At 66.1% G+C, this 19,814-nt stretch carries 22 protein-coding genes; 7 read left to right on the top strand and 15 right to left on the bottom strand.

Going from position 1 to position 19,814, the window contains the following annotated elements; translation table 11 throughout:
* Positions 1 to 189: 189 nt before the first annotated feature.
* A complete protein-coding gene (locus tag C491_RS04500; protein ID WP_005554108.1) occupies positions 190 to 2,046 on the top strand; it encodes a bacterio-opsin activator domain-containing protein in 1,857 nt (618 codons plus the stop codon).
* A gap of 167 nt (positions 2,047 to 2,213) precedes the next feature.
* The gene (locus C491_RS04495; RefSeq protein WP_049891461.1) at positions 2,214 to 2,408 is read left to right on the top strand and encodes a DUF1328 family protein; all 195 of its coding nucleotides are present in this window, start codon (positions 2,214 to 2,216) and stop codon (positions 2,406 to 2,408) included.
* 147 nt (positions 2,409 to 2,555) lie between these two features.
* Here C491_RS04495 and C491_RS04490 read toward each other — a convergent pair whose 3' ends face one another.
* The 9 genes from C491_RS04490 to C491_RS04450 form a co-directional block, all read right to left on the bottom strand.
* A complete protein-coding gene (locus tag C491_RS04490) occupies positions 2,556 to 2,918 on the bottom strand; it encodes a hypothetical protein (RefSeq protein ID WP_005554106.1) in 363 nt (120 codons plus the stop codon).
* On the bottom strand, positions 2,918 to 3,184 hold the full coding sequence (locus tag C491_RS04485) for a hypothetical protein (protein ID WP_005554105.1): 267 nt from the start codon (positions 3,182 to 3,184) through the stop codon (positions 2,918 to 2,920). Before C491_RS04485 ends, C491_RS04490 begins: the two co-directional genes overlap by 1 nt.
* Before the next feature lie 35 nt (positions 3,185 to 3,219).
* Positions 3,220 to 3,540, bottom strand: coding sequence for an AzlD family protein (locus tag C491_RS04480; protein WP_005554104.1), 321 nt, complete (start codon positions 3,538 to 3,540; stop codon positions 3,220 to 3,222).
* A complete protein-coding gene (locus C491_RS04475; protein ID WP_005554103.1) occupies positions 3,530 to 4,300 on the bottom strand; it encodes an AzlC family ABC transporter permease in 771 nt (256 codons plus the stop codon). The genes C491_RS04480 and C491_RS04475 overlap by 11 nt, the downstream gene beginning before the upstream one ends.
* Positions 4,301 to 4,366: 66 nt before the next feature.
* Positions 4,367 to 4,645, bottom strand: coding sequence for a ubiquitin-like small modifier protein 1 (locus tag C491_RS04470; RefSeq protein ID WP_005554102.1), 279 nt, complete (start codon positions 4,643 to 4,645; stop codon positions 4,367 to 4,369).
* Positions 4,646 to 4,764: 119 nt separating this feature from the next.
* Positions 4,765 to 5,112: a hypothetical protein gene (locus C491_RS04465; protein ID WP_005554101.1), complete on the bottom strand. Its 348-nt coding sequence runs from the start codon at positions 5,110 to 5,112 to the stop codon at positions 4,765 to 4,767.
* A gap of 53 nt (positions 5,113 to 5,165) precedes the next feature.
* On the bottom strand, positions 5,166 to 6,269 hold the full coding sequence (locus C491_RS04460) for a glycosyltransferase (protein WP_005554100.1): 1,104 nt from the start codon (positions 6,267 to 6,269) through the stop codon (positions 5,166 to 5,168).
* Between the two features lie 43 nt (positions 6,270 to 6,312).
* Entirely contained in the window at positions 6,313 to 6,786 is a 474-nt protein-coding gene (locus C491_RS04455) for a hypothetical protein (protein ID WP_005554098.1), read from the bottom strand.
* An 83-nt stretch (positions 6,787 to 6,869) separates the two neighbouring features.
* A complete protein-coding gene (locus tag C491_RS04450; protein ID WP_005554097.1) occupies positions 6,870 to 7,256 on the bottom strand; it encodes a hypothetical protein in 387 nt (128 codons plus the stop codon).
* Between the two features lie 1,587 nt (positions 7,257 to 8,843).
* Between C491_RS04450 and C491_RS04440 the strand changes: the two genes are divergently transcribed.
* The 3 genes from C491_RS04440 (at position 8,844) to C491_RS04430 (ending at position 11,319) form a co-directional block, all read left to right on the top strand.
* Positions 8,844 to 9,308 (top strand): response regulator, encoded by a 465-nt coding sequence (locus C491_RS04440; protein ID WP_005554094.1) that lies wholly within the window; start codon positions 8,844 to 8,846, stop codon positions 9,306 to 9,308.
* Entirely contained in the window at positions 9,305 to 10,990 is a 1,686-nt protein-coding gene (locus C491_RS04435) for a bacterio-opsin activator domain-containing protein (protein ID WP_005554092.1), read from the top strand. Before C491_RS04440 ends, C491_RS04435 begins: the two co-directional genes overlap by 4 nt.
* Before the next feature lie 134 nt (positions 10,991 to 11,124).
* Entirely contained in the window at positions 11,125 to 11,319 is a 195-nt protein-coding gene (locus C491_RS04430; protein WP_005554090.1) for a hypothetical protein, read from the top strand.
* 30 nt (positions 11,320 to 11,349) lie between these two features.
* On the opposite strand, the gene C491_RS04425 is transcribed toward C491_RS04430, so the two are convergent.
* Positions 11,350 to 12,381: an LLM class flavin-dependent oxidoreductase gene (locus tag C491_RS04425; protein ID WP_005554088.1), complete on the bottom strand. Its 1,032-nt coding sequence runs from the start codon at positions 12,379 to 12,381 to the stop codon at positions 11,350 to 11,352.
* A 97-nt stretch (positions 12,382 to 12,478) separates the two neighbouring features.
* On the opposite strand from C491_RS04425, the gene C491_RS04420 reads away from it, so the two are divergent.
* The gene (locus C491_RS04420) at positions 12,479 to 12,754 is read left to right on the top strand and encodes a hypothetical protein (RefSeq protein WP_005554086.1); all 276 of its coding nucleotides are present in this window, start codon (positions 12,479 to 12,481) and stop codon (positions 12,752 to 12,754) included.
* A gap of 222 nt (positions 12,755 to 12,976) precedes the next feature.
* Here C491_RS04420 and C491_RS04415 read toward each other — a convergent pair whose 3' ends face one another.
* The 3 genes from C491_RS04415 to C491_RS04405 form a co-directional block, all read right to left on the bottom strand.
* Positions 12,977 to 14,899, bottom strand: a complete 1,923-nt coding sequence (locus tag C491_RS04415) for an outer membrane protein assembly factor BamB family protein (protein WP_083909284.1) — start codon at positions 14,897 to 14,899, stop codon at positions 12,977 to 12,979.
* A 304-nt stretch (positions 14,900 to 15,203) separates the two neighbouring features.
* On the bottom strand, positions 15,204 to 16,955 hold the full coding sequence (gene arcS / locus C491_RS04410) for an archaeosine synthase subunit alpha (RefSeq protein WP_005554084.1): 1,752 nt from the start codon (positions 16,953 to 16,955) through the stop codon (positions 15,204 to 15,206).
* A gap of 47 nt (positions 16,956 to 17,002) precedes the next feature.
* Positions 17,003 to 17,413 carry a hypothetical protein gene (locus tag C491_RS04405; RefSeq protein WP_005554083.1) on the bottom strand — a complete coding sequence of 137 codons (411 nt, stop codon included), beginning with the start codon at positions 17,411 to 17,413 and terminating at the stop codon, positions 17,003 to 17,005.
* 85 nt (positions 17,414 to 17,498) lie between these two features.
* Between C491_RS04405 and C491_RS04400 the strand changes: the two genes are divergently transcribed.
* A complete protein-coding gene (locus C491_RS04400; RefSeq protein ID WP_005554082.1) occupies positions 17,499 to 17,750 on the top strand; it encodes a hypothetical protein in 252 nt (83 codons plus the stop codon).
* On the opposite strand, the gene C491_RS04395 is transcribed toward C491_RS04400, so the two are convergent.
* A complete protein-coding gene (locus tag C491_RS04395) occupies positions 17,751 to 18,107 on the bottom strand; it encodes a TRAM domain-containing protein (RefSeq protein ID WP_005554081.1) in 357 nt (118 codons plus the stop codon).
* A gap of 128 nt (positions 18,108 to 18,235) precedes the next feature.
* Entirely contained in the window at positions 18,236 to 19,714 is a 1,479-nt protein-coding gene (tgtA, locus tag C491_RS04390; protein ID WP_005554080.1) for a tRNA guanosine(15) transglycosylase TgtA, read from the bottom strand.
* Positions 19,715 to 19,814 lie beyond the last annotated feature (100 nt).

Here is a 19,814-nt window from a genome sequence, read left to right as displayed (position 1 = left end):
CGCTGTCGTCGCGATAGCCAAGCGTCGGTACGTGTGCCTCGAGTCGTTGACCGTCTCCCGTAGCCGCTCGGACGGATCGGCAAATGTACGATAGCACACCTTGTGAAAAGCCACGGCGCTCGTTGCGGCTTCGTTGATACGTCGAGCGTACCAGCATGGTTCTTAGGCATCGCCTTCGTACGTGGGTGTATGGACAGCGTCAGTGAGACACACGATCCCGGAGGCGGGACCGCGGCGACCGCCCTCGAGTGGTTCGTCGATCCCGTTCTGGCCGTGACGGACGGGGTGATCACCTTCGCGAACGAGGCCGCTCGGACGGAGTTCGACCTTCAGGAAGACGCCCTCCCGAGGGAGCCGGAACCGGTTTTCGACTCGCACTGGGAGCGCATCGAAGCCGCCCTGACCGAGACGACGGTCGGCACGGCTCGCCACGTCTCCCTCGAGACCGCGGAGTACGACGTCCGAATCCACCGCGGAGAAATGGGAGCGACGATCACGTTCGAGCGCCTCGGCGAACAGGAGCCGCCGGCGAGCGATCGAACGGTCAAGGATCGGGCGATCAACGAGGCCCCGGTGGGGATCACCATCTCCGACCCGAACCGCGAGGACAACCCGCTGGTCTACATCAACGAGGCCTACGAAGAGATCACCGGCTACAGCTACGAGGACGTCGTCGGGCGCAACTGTCGGCTCCTGCAGGGCGAGGACTCGGACCCGGAGGCCATCGCCGAGATGCGCAGAGGGATCGGCGAGGAGCGTCCCGTCACGGTCGAACTTGTCAACTACCGGAAGGACGGCACCGCCTTCTGGAACGAGGTAACGATCGCGCCCGTCCGCAACGGCGACGGCGAGACCACCCACTACGTCGGTTTCCAGAACGACGTCACCCCCCGCAAGGAGGCCGAACTCGAGCTCGAGCGCCGGACCGAGGAACTCGAGTATATCCTCGAGCGAGTCCAGGGGCTGATCCAGGACGTCACTGACGTCGTCGCGGGCTCGACCTCCCGGTCGGAGCTCGAGGCCGCTGTCTGCGAGCGTATCGCCGCGGAGGAGGCCTACGACGGCGCCTGGATCGGCGAGCGCGATCCGGCCACAGAACGCATCGAGGTCCGAGAACGCGCGGGGGTTCCCGTCGACGGGCCCTCGATCGGCGACGACCACCCGGCGGTGGAGGCGCTCGATACCCACGCCGTCGCTGTCGACGGCGACGGCGACACCACTCACGCCTCGTTCCCGCTTCGGTACAACGGGATCGACTACGGCGTGCTGACGGTCTGTACCGACCGCGACCGCCCGATCGACGACCGCGAGTCGGTGATCCTCTCGGCGCTGGCCCGCGCGGTCGCAAGCGGCGTCAACGCCCGCGAAACCAGCCGCACGCTCGCGACCGACGCCGTCGTCGCCGTCGACATCGAACTCACGGACCCCGCGTTCACCGTCGTCGCGCTATCGGCGGCAACCGACGCCCGCCTCGAGTACCGCCGCTCGGTCCACCGCACCGGCGACGGGACGGCATCGCTGTTCACCGCCGAGGGTGCGAGCGGGGAGGAGCTTCGAGCGGCCGCGGCCGACCTCTCCGGCGTCTCCCTCGAGGTGCTGGTCGAACACGAGGGGAGCTGTCTGATCGAGCTCACCGACGACGACGATCCGGTCGGCTGGCTCTCCGACCGGGGCGTTCGGACCCAGACGATCGAGAGCCAGGGCGGCAGTGCCCGACTCTCGCTGGAGATTCCGCGGTCGGCAAACGTCCGTTCGGTTATCGAGGCGATCGAGGACCGGTACGCTGGGACCGACGTCGTCTCGTTCCGCCAGCGCGAGAGCGAGGGTCGCTCCCGCCACGAGTTCGCCTCGCGGCTCGAGGGATCGCTCACCGATCGGCAGTTCACCGCGTTACAGCGGGCCTACCTCGCGGGCTACTTCGAGTGGCCTCGACCGACGACCGGAGAGGAACTCGCACAGACGATGGACGTCTCGCGACCGACGTTCCACGAACACCTCCGCGGCGCGGAGGCGAAGCTGTGTCGGGCGTTCTTCGGCGACGACTGATACGGATTGCTGTACCGCTTTACCTGCGCAACCGCCGCACGGGTCGCGGTTACGCCGGTACTGACGTACAGTAAACCGTATGAGACCGTCGATACTCCCCTCCTACCGAACCGACGGGCCGCGGACCGACACCGACGTTTATAATGGACGGCGTGGGATCGATCAGCATGTACGAACTCGCAACGGCGGTCCCGCTCCAGATCGGTGGCGTCGACTTCCTCTACTGGGCAGTCATCTTCATGGTCCTCGCACTCGTCGCCGCCGCGGTCGGCGCCGGTGGCGTCGCGGGCGTCTCGATGGAGATCGCGCGCATCTTCGTGCTGATCTTCATCGTCCTCGCGGTGATCGCACTCCTGCTGTAGTCGGCCGCGTCGTCGGCTCGATCGGGATCCCGTCCGCACGGCGGGTCGGGAGGTCCGTGGCCACCGCGGAGCCAGATCGCCGACTGCCGCCGTTCTTTCGCAGTTGCCGATCGACGAGCCCTATTCGGTAGCCGTCGCGAAGACCACCTACTCGCCGGTTCCGATCAATACTGGCTCGCGGATCTCGAGAGCAGTTTCGAACTCGTCCTCGCGATCGGTGCGCCGACCGATCCGTAACAGCTGCTCCTCGTGGGCGCGCTCGACGGCCGATCGCTCGCGGTCGCTCATTCCCAGCTCCGTCCCCAGCGTCGCCCAGTGTCCCGTCTCGACGGCGAACGCCTCGAGCCCGTCGCCCTCGTAGAGGCGTTCGTACTCGCGGCGATAGCGCTCGCGGTCGGCCGCCAGCCGCTCCTGGGCCAGATCCACCAGATCAGGCAGCTGCGTCGGCGTAACGCTCGCCTTCGCGGCGGTAAGCAGCAGGATCTGTCCCTCGATCGGCTCCCCCGCCATCAGCCACCCGCGCGCATCGCCTTCTGTGCGAAGTCCTCGATCAGCCCGTCGAGCGCGTCGGGATCGCCCTCGAAGACGACCGTCACCTCCGTCAGCGTTAGCGACGGGCCGATGCCGACCGTCTCCGAGGAGAGCGACGCCGTCCAGTCCTCGCCCGCGACGGTCTCGTCGTCGACCCGCTCCCCGCCGAGGTTCGTCAGGTAGTGTCTCGCGAGTCGTTCGGAGATCCCGCGAAAGGAGCGTTCGACCCGCGTCCGTTCTGTCATACCCGTCGTTGGGTCGCCGGAGGAATAAAGCTCCCTCAGACGACCGCTCGCAGCGCGACGACCGAGACGACGCCGGTACACAGCGCCAGCAGGATGCTCTCGGTGCGCCACATCACGGCGACGACGAGGACGCCGGCACCCCACTCGGCGGGTCCACCGGCCGCCAGTTCGGGGCCGAGGACGGCGATCACGATCGCACCCGGCAGCACCGAGAGGGCGGCCTCGAGGCGCTCGCTCGCCTCGATCCGGTTGAGCAGCCAGAGCCCGCCGGTCTTGGTCGCGTAGGTGACGACCGCCATCGCGAGGACGACGCCGACGACGATCGGCTCGAGCGAGAGCGCGCCGTCACCGATCATGGCGGATCACCTCGACGACCGCCGCGGCGAGTCCGCCCAGCAGGATGTACCACCGGCCCGGAAGCGCCTCAGCGGCGATCACCGCGGTTCCGAGCGACGCCATCCACGGCGCCAGCGACGACCGTCCCTCCCAGAGCTCGGCCGCCAGCGCGAGAAACACCGCCGCGAGGACGAAGTCGACGCCGTACTCTGCGGGGTCGCCGATCGTCTCGCCTGCGAGCGCGCCGACGACCGTCGACGCGACCCAGAACGTCCAGATCGCGATCCCGCTGCCCAGCAGGAAGGCGCCGCGTCTGTTGCCCGCCCGGAAGTCCCGCATCGTCAGCGCCCAGTTCTCGTCGGCCATGAAAAACAGGCTGCCGTAGGCCTTCGAGGCCGACAGGCGTTTGAACCAGGGCTGGAGCGCCGCCCCCATCAGCGAGTACCGCAGGTTGATCGCGAACGTCGTGACGACGATTGCGGCGATCGGGATCGGATCGGCCCACAGTTCGACCGCGACGATCTGGGAGGCGCCGGCGACGACCAGTGCGCTCATCAGCGCCGCCTCCGCGACGCTCAGCCCGACCTGATTCGCGAGGACGCCGAACGCCACGCCGTAGCCGGCGACGCCGAACGCGATCGGGACGCAGGTGACCAGTCCCGCGCGGATCCCCCGCCAGCTGAACGTTACCGGCTCTGCGCCGTCGGTCGGTTCGGAGAGTTCCGTCGCGTCTCCGGCGGCGTCGCCGTCGCTCGCGTTCGTCTCCGTCTCGTTCTCCATCACCACCCGAGACTCCGGGAGCGGCGTATAAGTCCCTCTCGAAACCGGTCTCGGCCGTCGCGCCGACTACCCGCCCGCGACCGGGGGGAACACCGAGAGCGTATCCCCCGCCTCGAGCGCGGTGTCGGGGCCTTCCATGTGGACCACGTCGCGGCCGTTCTTCAGCACGCTTAGCTGGGGACGGATCTCGCCGTCCTCAAGCAGTTCTCCCTCGAGGTCGTCGTACTCGGTTTCGAGCTCGCTCAGGACGTCGCCGACGGTCGTGCCCTCTTCGAACGAGGACGTCAGCTCCTTCTGCCCCACCGCCTCGCGAAAGGTGGCGAAGAATCGCAAATCGAGTTCCATACCGGGTGGTCGGAGGCCGGAACCATAAGTCCGGCTCTCGGACTGGCCGCTGTACGTCAGTTCTGGCACAGCTGTGATCGAACTGCGGTCACGCCGCGAAGTCGGTACCGTAGTCCATGTCAGGCCGATGCCGTCGGCGACGAACGGTACGTGATCGAGTCGACGCCCGCCTCGGCCAGCGCCGCGTCGATCGTCTCGGCGCCGCGCTCACCGGCCGCCTCGGCGTCGTCGGCTTCGACGGTGACGACGACGTCGAACTCGATCGCGATCGTGTACGGATCGAACGGCGCCGAGGGCGGTTCGTGGACCTCGGCGTCGGTCACCGCCCAGTCGACGAGCGTTCCCTCGGTCGCGAGCGACTCGAGGGCGTCCTCGACTTCCGAAACGGCGTCGTCGCAGGCAGTCGTGTTGCTTCCTCCGTGTAACGTGACGAGCGTCGTACCTTCGCGAGAGACGGCAAACTCCATACCCGCTGTAGGAAGTCACGGGATTTGAACGCTTGGGATGCGTCCGCGTACCATCACCCCTGCAGCCCGCCGTACACCCGCGCCAACTGCTCGAGGGAGTGCTCGACCGAGAGCATCGCCCGTCGGCGCCGACAGAGATCCGACAGCCGATCGTTCTCGGCGAGGGTGCGTCGGATCGCCCATCGGAACGCCTCGAGATCGCCCGGCTCGTAGCGGTAGCCCGTCTCGCCCTCGATAACGCTGTCGATCAGGGCGCCGGCGTCGGCGGCGACGACCGGCGTCCCGCAGGCGGTCGCCTCGAGCGCGACCAGCCCCTGGGTCTCGACCGGGCTCGGGAAGACGAACGCATCGAGCGCCGAGTAAAACGCCGGCAGCTCCTCGCGATCGAGGAAGCCGAGAAAGCGGGCGTCGGCTCCGGTCTCGGCCGCCCGACGCTCGAGGCCCTCGCGGGCGGGACCGTCGCCGGCCAGAACGAGGGTGCAGTCGGTGCCCGCGACGGCGTCGATCGCCTCCTCGAGGTTCTTCTCCGGACCGTGGCGGCCCGTGTACCCGAGCAGCGGCCCGTCGGGGAGCCCGTAGCGCTCGCGGAACGGGCCGGGATCGGTCGGTCGGAAACGGTCGGTGTCGATCCCGTTCGAGACGACGGTCGCCTCGACGTCCGCGCCGACCGACTCGCGGAGGTGTCGCCGGGCGAACGCCGTTGGCACAATGACGTGATCCACGCGGGCGAAGAAGGCCCGCTCGTAGGCCCGACAGAGCCGTCGCCCAGGTTCGACCAGCGAGTTCGAGACCAGATCCGGCACGCGCCCCTCGAGGATCGTGTGGTAGGAAGCGACGAGCGGGACGTCGTTCGCTCGAGCGAAGCGAACGCCCGCGACCCCGAGGGAGAAGGGAGTGTGGACGTGGACGACGTCCGGGACGTCGAGGTCGTCAGGTGGCGTCGGCCGTCCGAGCCGATATCGGGGGTACAGTGGGGCCTCGATGCTCGGAACCGCGTACTCGCCGTCGTTAGGCTCGTAGCCGTCTATCTTGGGAAACACGACGTCCATCGACGCCCGGCGGCCGCTCCACCGTTCGCGCCAGAGCGAGATCGTGTAGGTGATGCCGTTTACCGTCGGCAGGTAGAGATCCGTGAACGCCGCGACCGTCTCGACCATCGGCCCGTACTCTCTCGGCCGTCGGTATAGCCGTTCTGACCGACTATCGCTCGACCGAGAACGTGACGCCGTGGTCCGACAGCAGCGACCGCATCCGTCGCACGCCGCCGTCGGTGTCCCACCCCTCGGCGGTGTAGTGTCTGTAGGGATGGCGAAGCCAGGAGTACTCGCGGTGGGCGAACACCTCGATCTCCTCGACGCTGTTTCTGAAGAGGGCGACGTGGAGCTGGCGCCTCGAGAGCGGGGACCGTCGCCGCACCCAGCTGCCGGCCGACAGGCGACCGTCGCGATGAACTTTCAGCGAGGCGACGGGCTCGGGGGCGAACGACATCGCCTCGAGGTCCGATCGGAACGACGAGAGGCTTCGGTCGACGGTGCCGACGTACTCGTCGGGGTGCTGGACGCAGGTCGCGAACCCGCCCAGGGGTTCTTTGATGCGGTGAAGTGCCGGGAGGACGCGGCGGCGGGTGCGGGTCGTCAGATCGAGCGGTTCGCGGGTGTCGTCGGTCGATGCCACGCTCTCAGGTATCGACTACGGGAGCAAAGCCCTTGCGGGTGCGTGGGGTTTCTCGCTTCTGATCGGATCGTCGAAGCGTCCGCTCAGAGGTCCTGCAGCCGGATTCCGTCCTCGACTAACTGGGCGTTTCGCTCCCGCTCCAGGTGCTCGCCGAGACCGTCGTGTTCGTACAGCTGGGCAACGACGTCGGCGTACAGCGTCCGCCACGCGATCGCGTAGATCGGCGACTGGCCCCACGCCCGCAGCTCCGGGACCAGTTCGTCGTAGGTTTGGTATCGGTCTTCGAAGCGCTCGATCGCCTCGAGGATCCGACCGGCCGCCTCGCGCTCGTCCTCGGACTCCTCGATCACGCGGTTGAGCTGTCGCTCCCAGCCGCCGACGGCCTCCTGCATGTCGGTCGCCGCGGTGGTGTCGTCCTCGGGGAGTCGCTCGAGCAGCGGTTCCGGAACGCCGAGTGAGATCTCGTCCATGGGCGACCGTACGAACGGGACCGGTATGAAACCACTAGCCAGCCATGCGGTGGCAGCGTTCGGACGGCTCGAGGAAGCCGGGCGGTGCGGTTCCGAACGCTGGAACCGTGAAGCCGGGAGCCGTCTCCGCTCGAGGCCACGACGAGGCAAATCCCATTACATATCGAACGGAGTGTAGGATATGGACAGGAGACGGCTGGTGGCTTCGATCGCCGATGTCGGCGCTGTGTCGATGCCCGGCTGCATCACCTGAAAAGGATCCGAGGGTGGATACCGCTACGTACAGGGGCTCGAGCGGATTCCCGACGACGCAGTAGCGATCGACGAGGGCGAGTCCGCGCTCGAACACGAACTCCCCCGAGCGGCGCTCGACGATCTCGGAACCCCGCTCGAGGTCAACCAAGACGAGTACGAGGAACTCGGTACGACGCTGTCACAGCTCCCCTTCTACGACGCCGACGAGGGCTCCGACCCACAGCTCAGCGCGTATTTCGTCGAGCAGTCCGACGAGGGGTGGGTCGCACTCGAGCTCGTCCCGAGCTGTACGGAGTCACTGCTGTTCGACGAAATCGACGGTTCACAGTCCGGAGCGGACTGCTGGGATCGTGACTGACGTCTCAGTGTGTAGTTGATACCTGGTTTTGGAGCGACAGTGTCGGAGCGCGATCCGAATTGCTGGTAGCAGCAGGCGAGTGGACCACGGAAGGGGACGAACCGCGCCACTGTAATCGATTCTCTATCGCGATATCCAATTTACTATACGTTCTCCGTTCGCCTGGATCCGCGTCGTCCCGTCGTGGAAACTAGGGGTCGACTATAGTAGCCACTGAAAGTCAGTGCGCACCCGATCGCATGACGGGTGTGCGATCGGTGTCCAAACCGTTTCAGTTGTTACTATAGCACCGAGGCCGCTCGGACGCGCTCGAGGAAGAATCGGCCCCAGTGATTCGGAACACGATCACGACATCGCACTCTTCGCGGACGATCGTTAGCGCCATCTATCGAATTACATCACACTCACCCCGGTCGTCTCGCGACGGTGACCGGTAGCGGAGCGACGGGGCTCCGAACGGAACCCCGTTCCCGTCGGGAACGATCCGGCACCGAGCCGTCCGGTCCTGTCTCGATGACACGGGATTCGTCGTCCACCGACAACCGAACTGCGGCGATCGAGAGACTCTCGAGCGACGGCTGTATATCCATCCTCCGCGTGCGAGACGAGCGACGCCGTAGCGGCTCGCATTCGCCGCCATCGCGACTCCGTTTTCACCGATACAGTTCATACCACGATACGGAACTCTGTAAACGGATGGCGTTCCAGCCGGGGGGTCTCCCGCTCGTAATGGGGTGCGTTCGACGACACGACTGTCGTGTTCGGGGATCAAAGTTCGCACGCGAAGACCGCACGTATATCCGTCTTCGTCGACAATTGCAGGTAACCTTGTCTCCGAACAGTTGCGCTCGCTGCGGGTTCGAGACGGAGTCCGCGAGTTCGGACGCGGAACGAGACTCGAGGACCGCGTCGAAGCTCTCCCTTCACCTGCGAAACCGAAGCAGAAACGACCGTCGAGTACTAACCGAAGACCAATGAGCGAGTCAGGACAGCACTCCCCCGAACCCGCACAGCTGCTCCTGGTCGAGGACAATCCGGGTGACGTCCGTCTAACTCGAGAGGCGTTCAAGCAGGGTCGGATCGACAACGACCTGCACACCGTCTCGGACGGCAGCGACGCGTTGGATTTTCTCCACCAGCGAGGCGAGTACGAGGACGCGCCGCGACCCGATCTCGTGTTGCTCGACCTCAACCTTCCCCGGAAGGACGGCGAGGAGGTGCTCGCCGATCTCAAGGACGATCCCCAGCTTCAGTCGATCCCGGTGATCGTCCTGACGAGTTCGCGAGCTGAGGAGGACATCGCCAGATCGTACGAGCTCCACGCGAACGCCTACCTGACGAAGCCGGTCGACCCCGACGAGTTCATCGAGACCGTCCGCGCGTTCGAGAAGTTCTGGTTCTCCGTAGTCCGACTCCCCCCCGAGGAGGACGGTCAATGAACGACGTCGTCTCCGGAGCCGGCGACGACGCCGATATCGGCGGCACGCTCGAGTTGCTGCTGATCGAGGACAACCCGGGCGACGCGCGGCTGATCCAGGAGATGCTCCGGGACGCGACCGAACTCACCCAGCGGGTCAACCCCGACGAGTCGACGAACCAGGCGCCGACGGTGATCCACGAGGACCATCTCGAGGAGGGCCTCGAGACGCTCCGATCGACGCCGCCGGATCTCGTGTTGCTCGATCTGAACCTTCCGGACAGTCGTGGGCTCGACACCCTCGAGACGGTCGACGACGTCGCCGACGAGACGCCGATCGTCGTCTTCACCGGCGTCAGCGACCAGGAGGTCGGCGTCCAGGCGATTCAAAGCGGTGCCCAGGACTTCCTCGTCAAGGACGAGGTCACCGACGAGTTGCTGATCCGGACGATCCATCACGCGATCGAGCGAGCCCACCAGGAACGCCAGCGCCGACGCCAGCGCGAACAGCTCGAGGCACTCAACCGCCTCAACCGAATCGGCCACGACATCACCCACGCGGTGATCACGACCGAGACCCGCGCAGAGCTCGAACAGGAGGTCTGTGACCGCCTCGTCGAGTCGGACGGCTACCGGTTCGCCTGGCTCGGGAGCGTCAACCCTGGCAGCGACCGGATCGAGCCAACCGCGGCCGCCGGCGCCGAGGACGGCTACCTCGACGAAGTCGAGGTCACCGCCGATCCGGACGACGAACGGGGCCAGGGACCCTCCGGAACGGCGATCCGAACCGGCGAGGTCCAGATCGCCCAGGATACGCAGACCGAGGAGACGTTCGGCCCGTGGCGGGAGGCTGCAAGCGACCGCGGCTACCGATCAACGGTCGCGATCCCGATCGTCCACGAGGATCTCGTCTACGGCGTGTTGAACGTCTACTCGGCGTCAGCCCGGTCGTTCACCGACGCCGAGGCGACGATCCTCTCGCGGATCGGCGACGTCATCGCCCACGCGATCACCGCCATCGAACGCAAGGACGCGCTGGTCAGCGACGCCGTCATCGAACTCGAGTTCCGGATCGGGGAGATGGCCCCGGAGTTGATCGCCCTCTCCACCGAGGAGTCGTGTACGATCCGGTTCGATCGGATGATCCACGGCGACGAGACGCTGCTGGTCTACGGCTCCGCGTCCGACCTCGAGCAGGAGACGTTCCTCGAGACGATAGAGGAAACCGACGGTCTCGGCGAGGCGCGGGTCCTCTCGGCTCGAAAGGACTACTTCGAGTTCGAGCTCGTCGCGCCGACGGCGGTCTCGCTGTTTGAGACGATCGCGACCCACGGCGGTCGGGTCGCCTCCGCGACGATCGCCGACGGGGAGTTCCGGTTCGTCGTCGAACTCCCTCGCGGCCGGGACACCCGCCAGATGATCGAACTGCTCAAAGAACAGCGCCCGGACGTCACCTACCTCGCCCAGCGGACGACCGAACGGGGCGATCGCTCGGAGTCGGGCTCGGAGTCGGTTCTTGAGAGCGACCTCACCGAAAAGCAGCGGGCCGCCCTCGAGACGGCCTACTTCGCGGGCTACTTCGACTGGCCCCGCGAGAGTACCGGCGAGGAGATCGCCGACCGACTCGGGATCTCACCCGCGACGTTCAACCAACATCTGCGGACCTCGGAGCGGAAGTTCTTCGATTCGGTACTCGGGGAGTGATCGAATCGGGCAGTCGGATCGATCCTGCCGTACCCGAACACCTTCGTAATGCAATGGGCACAGTTATCCGAATCCAGCCCACACAATAGATTGAGAATTATCATGCGAATCCGTCACGGGGGTGAACGCTAGCGATGAACGGAACCGAACGGGCGTTCGGAGAAACGAGGACGCTGCTCGGCGCGGTACGTCACTCGCTGACGTCGGAGGACTTCCCGGACCGAAGCGTCCGCGATACCGTCCTGGTTGGCCTCGTGTACGCGGCGACGGTCCTGTTGCTTCCGTTTGCGATCGGCGTCGATCTGGCTAACCTGGCGGCTCACTGGTAACGGTGCGGCTTCGACCCCGTCCGAGTCGGGTCAGCGTGCGGCCGTGAGATCGGCCGTCTCCGCGAGTAGTTCGTGCGATCGGATCACGTCGTCGTGATCGGCGATCAGGTTCTGGACGATTACGTCGTCGACGCCGACTCGGTCGGTCAGTTGCTCGAGCAGATCCCGCATCGTCTCCGGACTCCCCGAAATCGAGCGAGGCCACTCGCCGTCCGGAAGCGGGTTCGGCGTCGGTTCGGGAACGCCGCCGAGTTCGTCGATCGCCTCCTCGACCGACGGCATCGAGCCGACGACACCGCGCTGCATCCGTTTGTACGAGGCCTCGGCCGTCGCCCGCAGTCGCGCCGCCTCCTCGTCGGTCTCGGCACACGCCGCGTTCACCGCGAGCATCCCCCGGGGCTCGTCGGGGCCGGCGTCGAACGCGGAGGGATCGAAGTTGTCGCGATAGGTTTCGAAGGCGCGCTCGGCGAGCTGTGGGCGGATAAACGCCGCGAAGCAGTACCGCAGGCCGAGCTCCCCGGCGATCTCGGCGCTCGAGGGGCTCGAGCCGAGCACCCAGATCTCGGGGACGTCGTCGGCCGAGCGCGGGATCTTGATATCCGCGTAGGGGTGGCCCTCCTCGAACCCGTCGTAGAGATGGCTCGTAGCGGCCTCGACCTTCTCTCGGTGGTCCTGATCGGGGTTGCGCTTGCGTCGCTCGGTGCCCAGCGCGCGGTCGACTTCCGGCATTCCGGTCGCGCGACCGAGCCCGAGGTCGACCCGGCCGGGCGCCAGCCCGTCCAGCGAGGCGAACGTCTCGGCGACCTTGAACGGACTGTAGTGGTTCAGCAGGACGGTTCCCGAACCGACGCGAATGTCGTCGGTTTTCGCGGCGAGGTGGGCGATCAGCACCTCCGGCGTGGTGCTCGCGATCGAGTCGGCCAGCCCGTGGTGTTCGGCCACCCAGAATCGCTCGTAGCCAAGTTCCTCGGCGACTCGAGCGAGTTCGGTGGTGTGCTCGTAGGCCTCGGTTGCGCTTTCTCCGTCCCGAACGGGCGCCAGATCGACGATCGAGAGGTTCACGACGGGCGGTCGGAGGCGAAGGCTGAATAACCGTTCGGTCGACGCTCTCGATCGTTCGTTCTCGAAAACTTATACGCCTCGAAACGCGTCGGTGCGTATGGGAACGGAACCGAAACCTGACGGCGGGACGGCGGCCGAGGTCGATCGCGAGGAGCTGTACGCCGTCGTCCGTACCGCCGTCAGAGACGCACTGCTCGATGTCGTCGGTACCGTTGCCCTGCTCGGGTTCGCCTTGCTGTTCGTCGCGACCGGGGTTCGAGGGTTGCTCGAGGTGGCCGGGACGACCGGTGCGGTCGTCAGCCTCGCACTCGTTGTTCTCGGTTTCGCCATCGCTGCGGTTGCGCTAGATCTCGTGCCGTCGATCCGCGGGTAAGCACACGTACCTTTTTGCTGCGGGTCCTCGCTCCCTGCGGTCGCTCGAACCGCTTGCAAAAATCTACGCTAAAAAGGCCGCTCGCTCCCGCTGGTCGCTCGCGGGTGCTGCGCTCGTGGCGCTACCGCAGTGGTACCGCCTGTCCGTACCGCGTTCTTCCTCCGTACAGTCCCGCTCGGACGAACAACAGCATGCGACGGTACGACCGGCTCGTCCTCGCTGTTATTGCTTTTCGTCCGACTTGTCCGTCCTCGCCTGCCGACGCATCCACTCGAGACCGAGCGCGCCACCGAGGATACCCGCACCGGTGGTGAAGCCGGGCACCCCATCGGCGTCGTCGGTGTCATCACTGTCGTCGGTGTCACCAGCGGTGTCGTCACCCTCGTCCACGTCCTCGTCACCCTCGTCGGCCTCGGCGCCCCCGTCGTCGGTGCCGGTATCGTCTTCCTCCTCGTCGGCCTCGTCAGTATCGTCCTCGTCGGCCTCGTCTGTGTCGTCGGCATCACCGGTGTCGGCGTCGTCGGCCCCTTCTGTGGATTCCGCGTCCGACGCATCATCGTCAGCATCTTCCGCCGTGTCGTCGCCTGGCGTTTCATCAACCCCGTCGTCAGCTTCGTCGCCCTCCGATGGCTCCTCGTCTGACGACTCGTCCTCGGAGTCCGAATCCTCCGGTTGGTCGTCCGCTTCTTGCTCTTCGTCTTCCTCGCCGCCCTCTTCTTGATCTTGCTCCTCGTCTTCCTCGCCACCTTCTTCTTGGTCTTGCTCCTCGTCTTCCTCGTCGCTCTCTTCTTGCTGCTCCTCGTCTTCCTCGTCGCTCTCTTCTTGCTGCTCCTGATCCTCGGGGCGAAGGACCTGGAGCTGATCTCCCCCAGTGACGTAGATACTCTCCCCGCTGACGACGAACCCGTGGGTGTTCCAGACATCTGTGCCGTCCACATCGGCGTGGGTGAACTGCCACCGTTCGGTTCCGTCCTCGAGCTCGAAGCCGTAGATCCCATCGTTTTCGTCTCCCTCCGGGGCATTTACTTGATACGGGATCACGAGTATCTCTCCGGCGATGGCCGGCTGTCCCCATGCGTCCGTGTGGCTCCATCCGTCCGCGTCACCACCCTTGCTCCACCCTTCGTCCGTCTCGTGGTTCTCGACAGAGAATCCACTTCGTCCCGTCGCGACACGAACCTCGTCCGTCGCGGCCGGTCGAGTTCGGGATGCGTTCTCTCGGGTCACTTCCTCACCCGTCCGAGAATCCAGAACGGGGTACTGCAGTCCCTGGTCGACGTCACCCCCACGCGTGTATACTCTGTTTTCGGTTGCCAGAATATCACGGTTGAAGCTCTCGGCGTACCGCCTCGTCTCCTCTTCGATAGCATGCGCCCACTGTGTCTCGCCTGCATCGACGTCGAGAGCCGCCACCCCGGCGGGGTCGTCGTGACCCACACCCGCGTAGACGTACTCGTTCGACACGGCCGGTGTCGAGACGAAGGCGACATCCTGGCTGTCGTCCAGATCCGAATCCTCGGGCGGGTCGAGTTCGATCGACTCCCGACTCCACCGGAGCGATCCGTCAGTTAATTCGAAGGCGTGGAGGGCCTCGTCGGCAACGACGAACACGGTGTCGAACGCCACCGTCGGGCTCGTTACCGCCTCGTCACTCTCGGTATCGAACTCCTGGCTCCAGCGAACCTCACCGCTGTCGGCGTCGAGCGCCGTCAGTCGATCGCCGCCGATAACGACCGTCTCGTCGGCGACTGCCGGCGTTCCATACCGGACACCGCCTTCGGTTCCGACGTCGTCGGCCGTCCAGACGACCGAACCATCACCGTCGTCGAGAGCGTAAAGCGAGTTCTCCGACCGGAGATAGACCCGTCCGTCGGCGATGGCGACGTGGCCCGAGTCGTCGTGTTCCCACGCGACCGTTTCCGGCTCAGGGAAGGCGCCGTCTGCGGGTACGGCACCCGTATTTCCCACGGTCCCGGCGTACGACGACCAGCTCGCGGACTCCTCGACTGGAGAGTACTCGGAATCGTCCTCGGCAAGTTCATCGTCCTCGTCGTGTTCGGCCGCCGCCGTCGACAGCGACCCGAACACCCCAGCCGCGACGAGAGACGTTCCCGACGCTACCAGTGTTCGCCGAGTGGTATTCATTGTATATGCACACTAATACGTACTGATAAAACAGGACGGTTTGCACGAGCCGGCCCGGTTAATTGCCAGTGGTCGGTGCTGACCGGCGATTAGCCCCGTCGGTTGGCTTACGAGGGACGTCGTGTTCGCGCTGCGTACTCGGCACGCGATTCTCGAGGGCCACAGGAGAAACCGACTATCGTTTCGTCACCTGCTTGGTCTGTGTACGATACGCTGCCGAACTGGTGCCAGGGGAGGAATTGACCCACCGGAAGCGCAACTCACGGATCATAGGCCGATTCGCATAGAGGTTGTGCGTCTGTGACTACTTCTCCTCGACGTGACGGATCTCGCAGGCGATACCGCGCGTGCTTTCGGCCATCTCGCGGCCGAACATCTCGGCGCGGCCGACGCCGAAGGCCTTTGGCCCCTCGACGACGACCTCGTCGCCCACCCGAATCTCCTCGTCGGCGTCGACGACCCCCGGCGCGAGCACGCTGCCGTGGGGGACGAAGCCGTCGATCTCGACACGTTTGGTCGGCGCCTCGCTGTCGACCCACATCTCGGCGCCCTCGAGCGTGAACGACAGCGTCCCGTACTGGGGTACCATCGTCGCCAGCTGCGTCTCGTCGCGATCGCGAACCTGGATCTTCGGGTACCGACTTGTCGTTTGAATATCGGAGAAGAGCTCGTCGCCCGCGCCGTCGCCGAGCAGGTAGTCTGCGATGGCGCGGACGGTGTTGTGCTCGCGTTCGCGCTTGGAGTATTTGAGTTCGCCAGAGAGCGCCCGCTGGAGGTTCGCTAGCGACTCGGTCTCGGTCGGGTGCTCCTCGACGGTGTACGTAATATCGAGTTCGAGCTCGTCCTCGACCCGTCCGACGATGTCGCGGTAGCCCTCGTTGGGGACGTGGGCGATGATCTCCGGGTAGGAGTTACGCTCGAGGTACCGCTGCAGAACCTGACTCACGAACTGTTTCTCGTCCTCGGACCAGCGACCCGTGACGACGGTGTCGTAGTGCTGGGCAGGGTAGGTCGTCTCGAGCTCCTGGGGGACGACGCCGATGGGGCTGGTCATCGAGACGAGGTGGCCCCGGAACTGGATCGCGTCGTGGAACTGGCGGTGGCTCTGGGATTCGCTGTAGGGTTTCGCCGCCGAGCAGGGCACCAGCACGAGCGGGTTGTTGAACCGGTTTTGGTACCGCGTGGTCACCCGGTCGGCGTAGCGTTGGATCTCGACCCGCCGAATCGTATCGCTGCTCGCGGCGTCGATCTGTGCGTCTCGCAGGATCGGGGTGCGCTCCTCGAGGTAGCCCCATTGCGAGTCGAGTTCGCGCATCGCGGCGGTGAGCCACTGGTCCTGGCGGGCCTGGCCCTCGACGTAGTCCCGGAGTCGGCCGTCACGGATCCGTCGGCGGACGATCCCCAGTTCTGCCTCGAGAGCGTTGACGTTGTGTTCGACGCAGTCCTCGAGCGTGAACTCCTCGCGCGACTTTTCGCAGGCGGGACAGGCACAGGGCAGCTCCTCGAGGTCCTCGAGGAAGTAGGCGTCGTCCGTGGTGAGATACCGACCCTCGGTTCCCTTCACGACGGTGGCTGTCTCGTCGAACAGGTCGACACCCGCGTAGGCGAGCACGGCGACGTTACGGGGCGTGGCGACCCCCGAAAAGTAGAGCGCGGTGTCGGTGGGTATCGCCTCGCGGGCCTCGACGACGGCCTCGACCAGCGCCGCACCGTGGCCGGTGATCGACTGGACGTCCGAGACGGCGTAGGCGTCGGTACCGTGGTCGTCGGCGTGGTCGCTGGAGACGACGGCGACGCTCGGGTAGTCGACATTGGGATACTCGACGGCGAAGGATTCCTTGACCTCGTCGGCGGTGCCGCCGGGGAACCCGCGGTGGGGAAGGACGGTGAGACTGGAGTCGTCGCCCTCGGGCACCCCCCGATCGGCGCTCCACAATGAGCCCGCGTCCTCGAGGACGTCGTCGACGAGCGCGGGCGTCGAACGCGGCTCCTCGAGACGAAGCTCGCCCACGCGCGCGGCCCCGTCGCGTGCGTGTACTTCGAAGTAGTCGGTCATACCGGATATGACGGTGGGGCGCGAAAGAGGCTGTCGATAGCCGTCGGCTACGGCTCCGACCGGGCGTCCGACGGCGATCCGGAGCGGCCGGGCCACAGCGCGACGACGAGGTAGCAGGCGCCCAGAGCCCGCGTGAACGGGACGACCCACGACTTGAGCTCGATGTCCTCGGGGTTCTCGTAGGCCGTCGCGAGCGCGACGTTCAGAAACGCCCGCGGCTGTAACAGGGCCGGCAGGCCGAGAACGGCGAACAGCGGCTTGACGCCGGGCCACGCCGTCTCGCGGTTCCGAACGAGCCAGATCGCGGTGACACCCTCGAGGCGCGCCAGGGGAAGCGTCCAGGGTCGAAGTCGGCCGCTTTCCGGGTTCTCGAAGGCAAGCCGTTCTCCCCGAGCAACAATTCGATCCGGTACGAGGATCTCGAGGATGGCGAACGCGAGCAGCAGCGGGCGAAGCATACCCAATCCACACTGGCAGCGGCGAAAAACCCTCCCCGTTTCCCGTTGGGCCCAGATTCAACCCGGTCGAGACCGTACGTCCCGTATGTCGCCACCGTCAAACAGGGATCAAAACACCGAGGGCGACGCGATCGACGACCGACTCGTCGAGGCGATCCGCGCCGCCCCCAAGCCCGTCGTCAACACGACCTATCTCGCGGGGAAGTTCGACGTTACTCCCAGGGAGCTGGTCCCCCGGCTCGAGTCGCTGGTCGAGGCCGGTCGACTCGAGGGCCACCAGGTCGCCGGCGAGGGCTACCTCTGGTGGCTCTCGCTCGAGGAGGAACTCGGGGAGTGATCAGGCCCGCTCGAGGAAGGTCGCGGTCGCGGAGGTGTGGCCGCGGTTGAACGAGAGGATCGTGATCTCGATGATGTCTCGTTCCTCGAGGTCGCCGGGCAGGTCCTCGACGAAGACGACGAACCCCTCGATCCTGCAGACCGCCTGACGCGTCCCGGAGTGATGCGTCGTGAACTCCTCGATGGCGACCGTTCGAGTGTCGCCGATCTCGACCGGCGGCTCGCGTTGCTGGGCCTCCCGATGGCGCGCTGCGGACGCTTGTCGCTCGCTGTCGGAAGAACGAACCCGGCCGACCAGCCACGAGACGAAAAACACCCCAACGATTCCGCCGAGAACGAGCGACGCGGCCCCGAGCATACCGCTACTGGGTCGCGCTCGCCCCTTTGCTGTTCTGGTCCGTGTCGGACGCCGTCCTCGAGGAGCCGCGCTGTAATCGCTATTTGGGTGCAGTAGCGGCTTCGCAAACGAACCCGCAAACGGAACCTTCAGCCGCTTTCTCCCGACAGATCAACGAGGTCGACGCCGTCCGGTATCCGCTCGAGCACGTCCGCCGGCCACCCCCGGTGGCCGAGCGCGAACTCGGTCTCGGGATTCGTCTCAACTAAGCGGGCGACGCCGTCGGCTGCGGCCTCGAGCGCGCTACGGTCGGTTCGCTCGGGCACTTCGGCGGTGAGGGGATAGCTCTTCGAGAGCGCCCGCGGGAAGGGGCCAAATGGCGGCTGGACCCGCCAGGACTCGTCGTAGCGCTCGCTGTCCGAGTCGCCCTCGGTGAGAAACAACGAGTCGGGTACCGCGAGACGGTCGAGGCGCTGGTGGTGGCGCAGTACCTCGGGTCGGCGCGCGCTCTCGTGGGAGGTGTAGAAAAAGGCGCCCTTCGAGACGGGATCCGAGCGCTCGAGCTGGTCGGCGTGATCGAGCAGTGTCCGGTAGCCGTCGAGCATCGTCGGGTGAGCGCGGGCGCGCTGTTCGACGAGCTCGAGGAGGTTGCCCGCACGGATGGCCTGCTTGATACGTCGGATCTCCTCGAAGGTGACATGGAGGTTGTGCGCGGCGAGTTCTTTCTCCCGTGGTTTGTCCTCGAGCGCCCGGAGATCGTCGGGGTCGTTTTCGGTACAGACCGGACACGAACACGGCAGATACTCGAGATCCTCGAGGTGGCGGGTGCCACGAACCGTCAGGTAGCGATCGTCTCGGGCGTACAGCGCGTAGGCGGCCGAGTCGAACAGATCACACCCCATCGCGACCGCGAGCGCGAACATCATGGGGTGGCCGGCGCCGAAGAGGTGAACGGGCGCGTCGGCGCCCAGACCGCGTTTGGCGCCCGCGACGGCGTCGATCATGTCGTCGTAGCGGTAGTCGTTCATCAGGGGGACGACCGCACCGACGGGGAAGACGTCAAGATCCGTTTCGGCCGCGTGTCGGCCCGCGTCCTTGCGGAGGTCGGGGTAGGTCGAGCCCTGGACGGGCGCGTTGACGAGCATCTCGCCCGTATCGACGGTCTCGGCGATCTCGAGGCGTTCCTGCGTGGTCGCGAGTTCGTCCTCGGCCTGCTCGCGGGAGACGTCCGGCGGGGTCGGGATGTCGACTGGGGTAGCGATGTCCGAACCGATCCGGTACTGGAAGTCGAGGATCTCCTCGGTCGTGACGTCGATCTCGCCGTACTCCGCGAGCTGGAAGGAGCCGGAGTCGGTCATGATCGCCCCCGGGAAGTCGAACAGTTCGTGGAGGCCGTCCTCGAGGGCTGCCTCGCGAACGTCCTCGGTGCCGTAGATGATGTAGGAGTTGGTGATGAGGATCTCGGCGCCGAACTCCTCGGCGAGCCGACGGGGGGAGATCGTGTCCAGATTCGGATTGATCACCGGCAACAGCGCCGGCGTCTCGACGGTCACGTCCGCTCGCGGAACGGTGAGTTCGCCGATACGACCGCCGGCGTCGGCGTCCCGGAGTTCGAAGCACTCGCGCATCGACCGTGTGTTGGCGAGGGCGTCGGTAAACGTTCCGTTCTCCGCCGGTGGGCCCGTCCGTCGATCCGGAGCCGATCGATCGGCGTCGTGTCGCCGCGGT

The organism is Natronococcus amylolyticus DSM 10524 (genome assembly GCF_000337675.1).
In the GTDB taxonomy this organism is placed as follows: Archaea; Halobacteriota; Halobacteria; order Halobacteriales; family Natrialbaceae; genus Natronococcus; species Natronococcus amylolyticus.
Note: the sequence above shows the minus strand (reverse complement) of the source record. Positions and strands in the feature narration are given on the sequence as shown.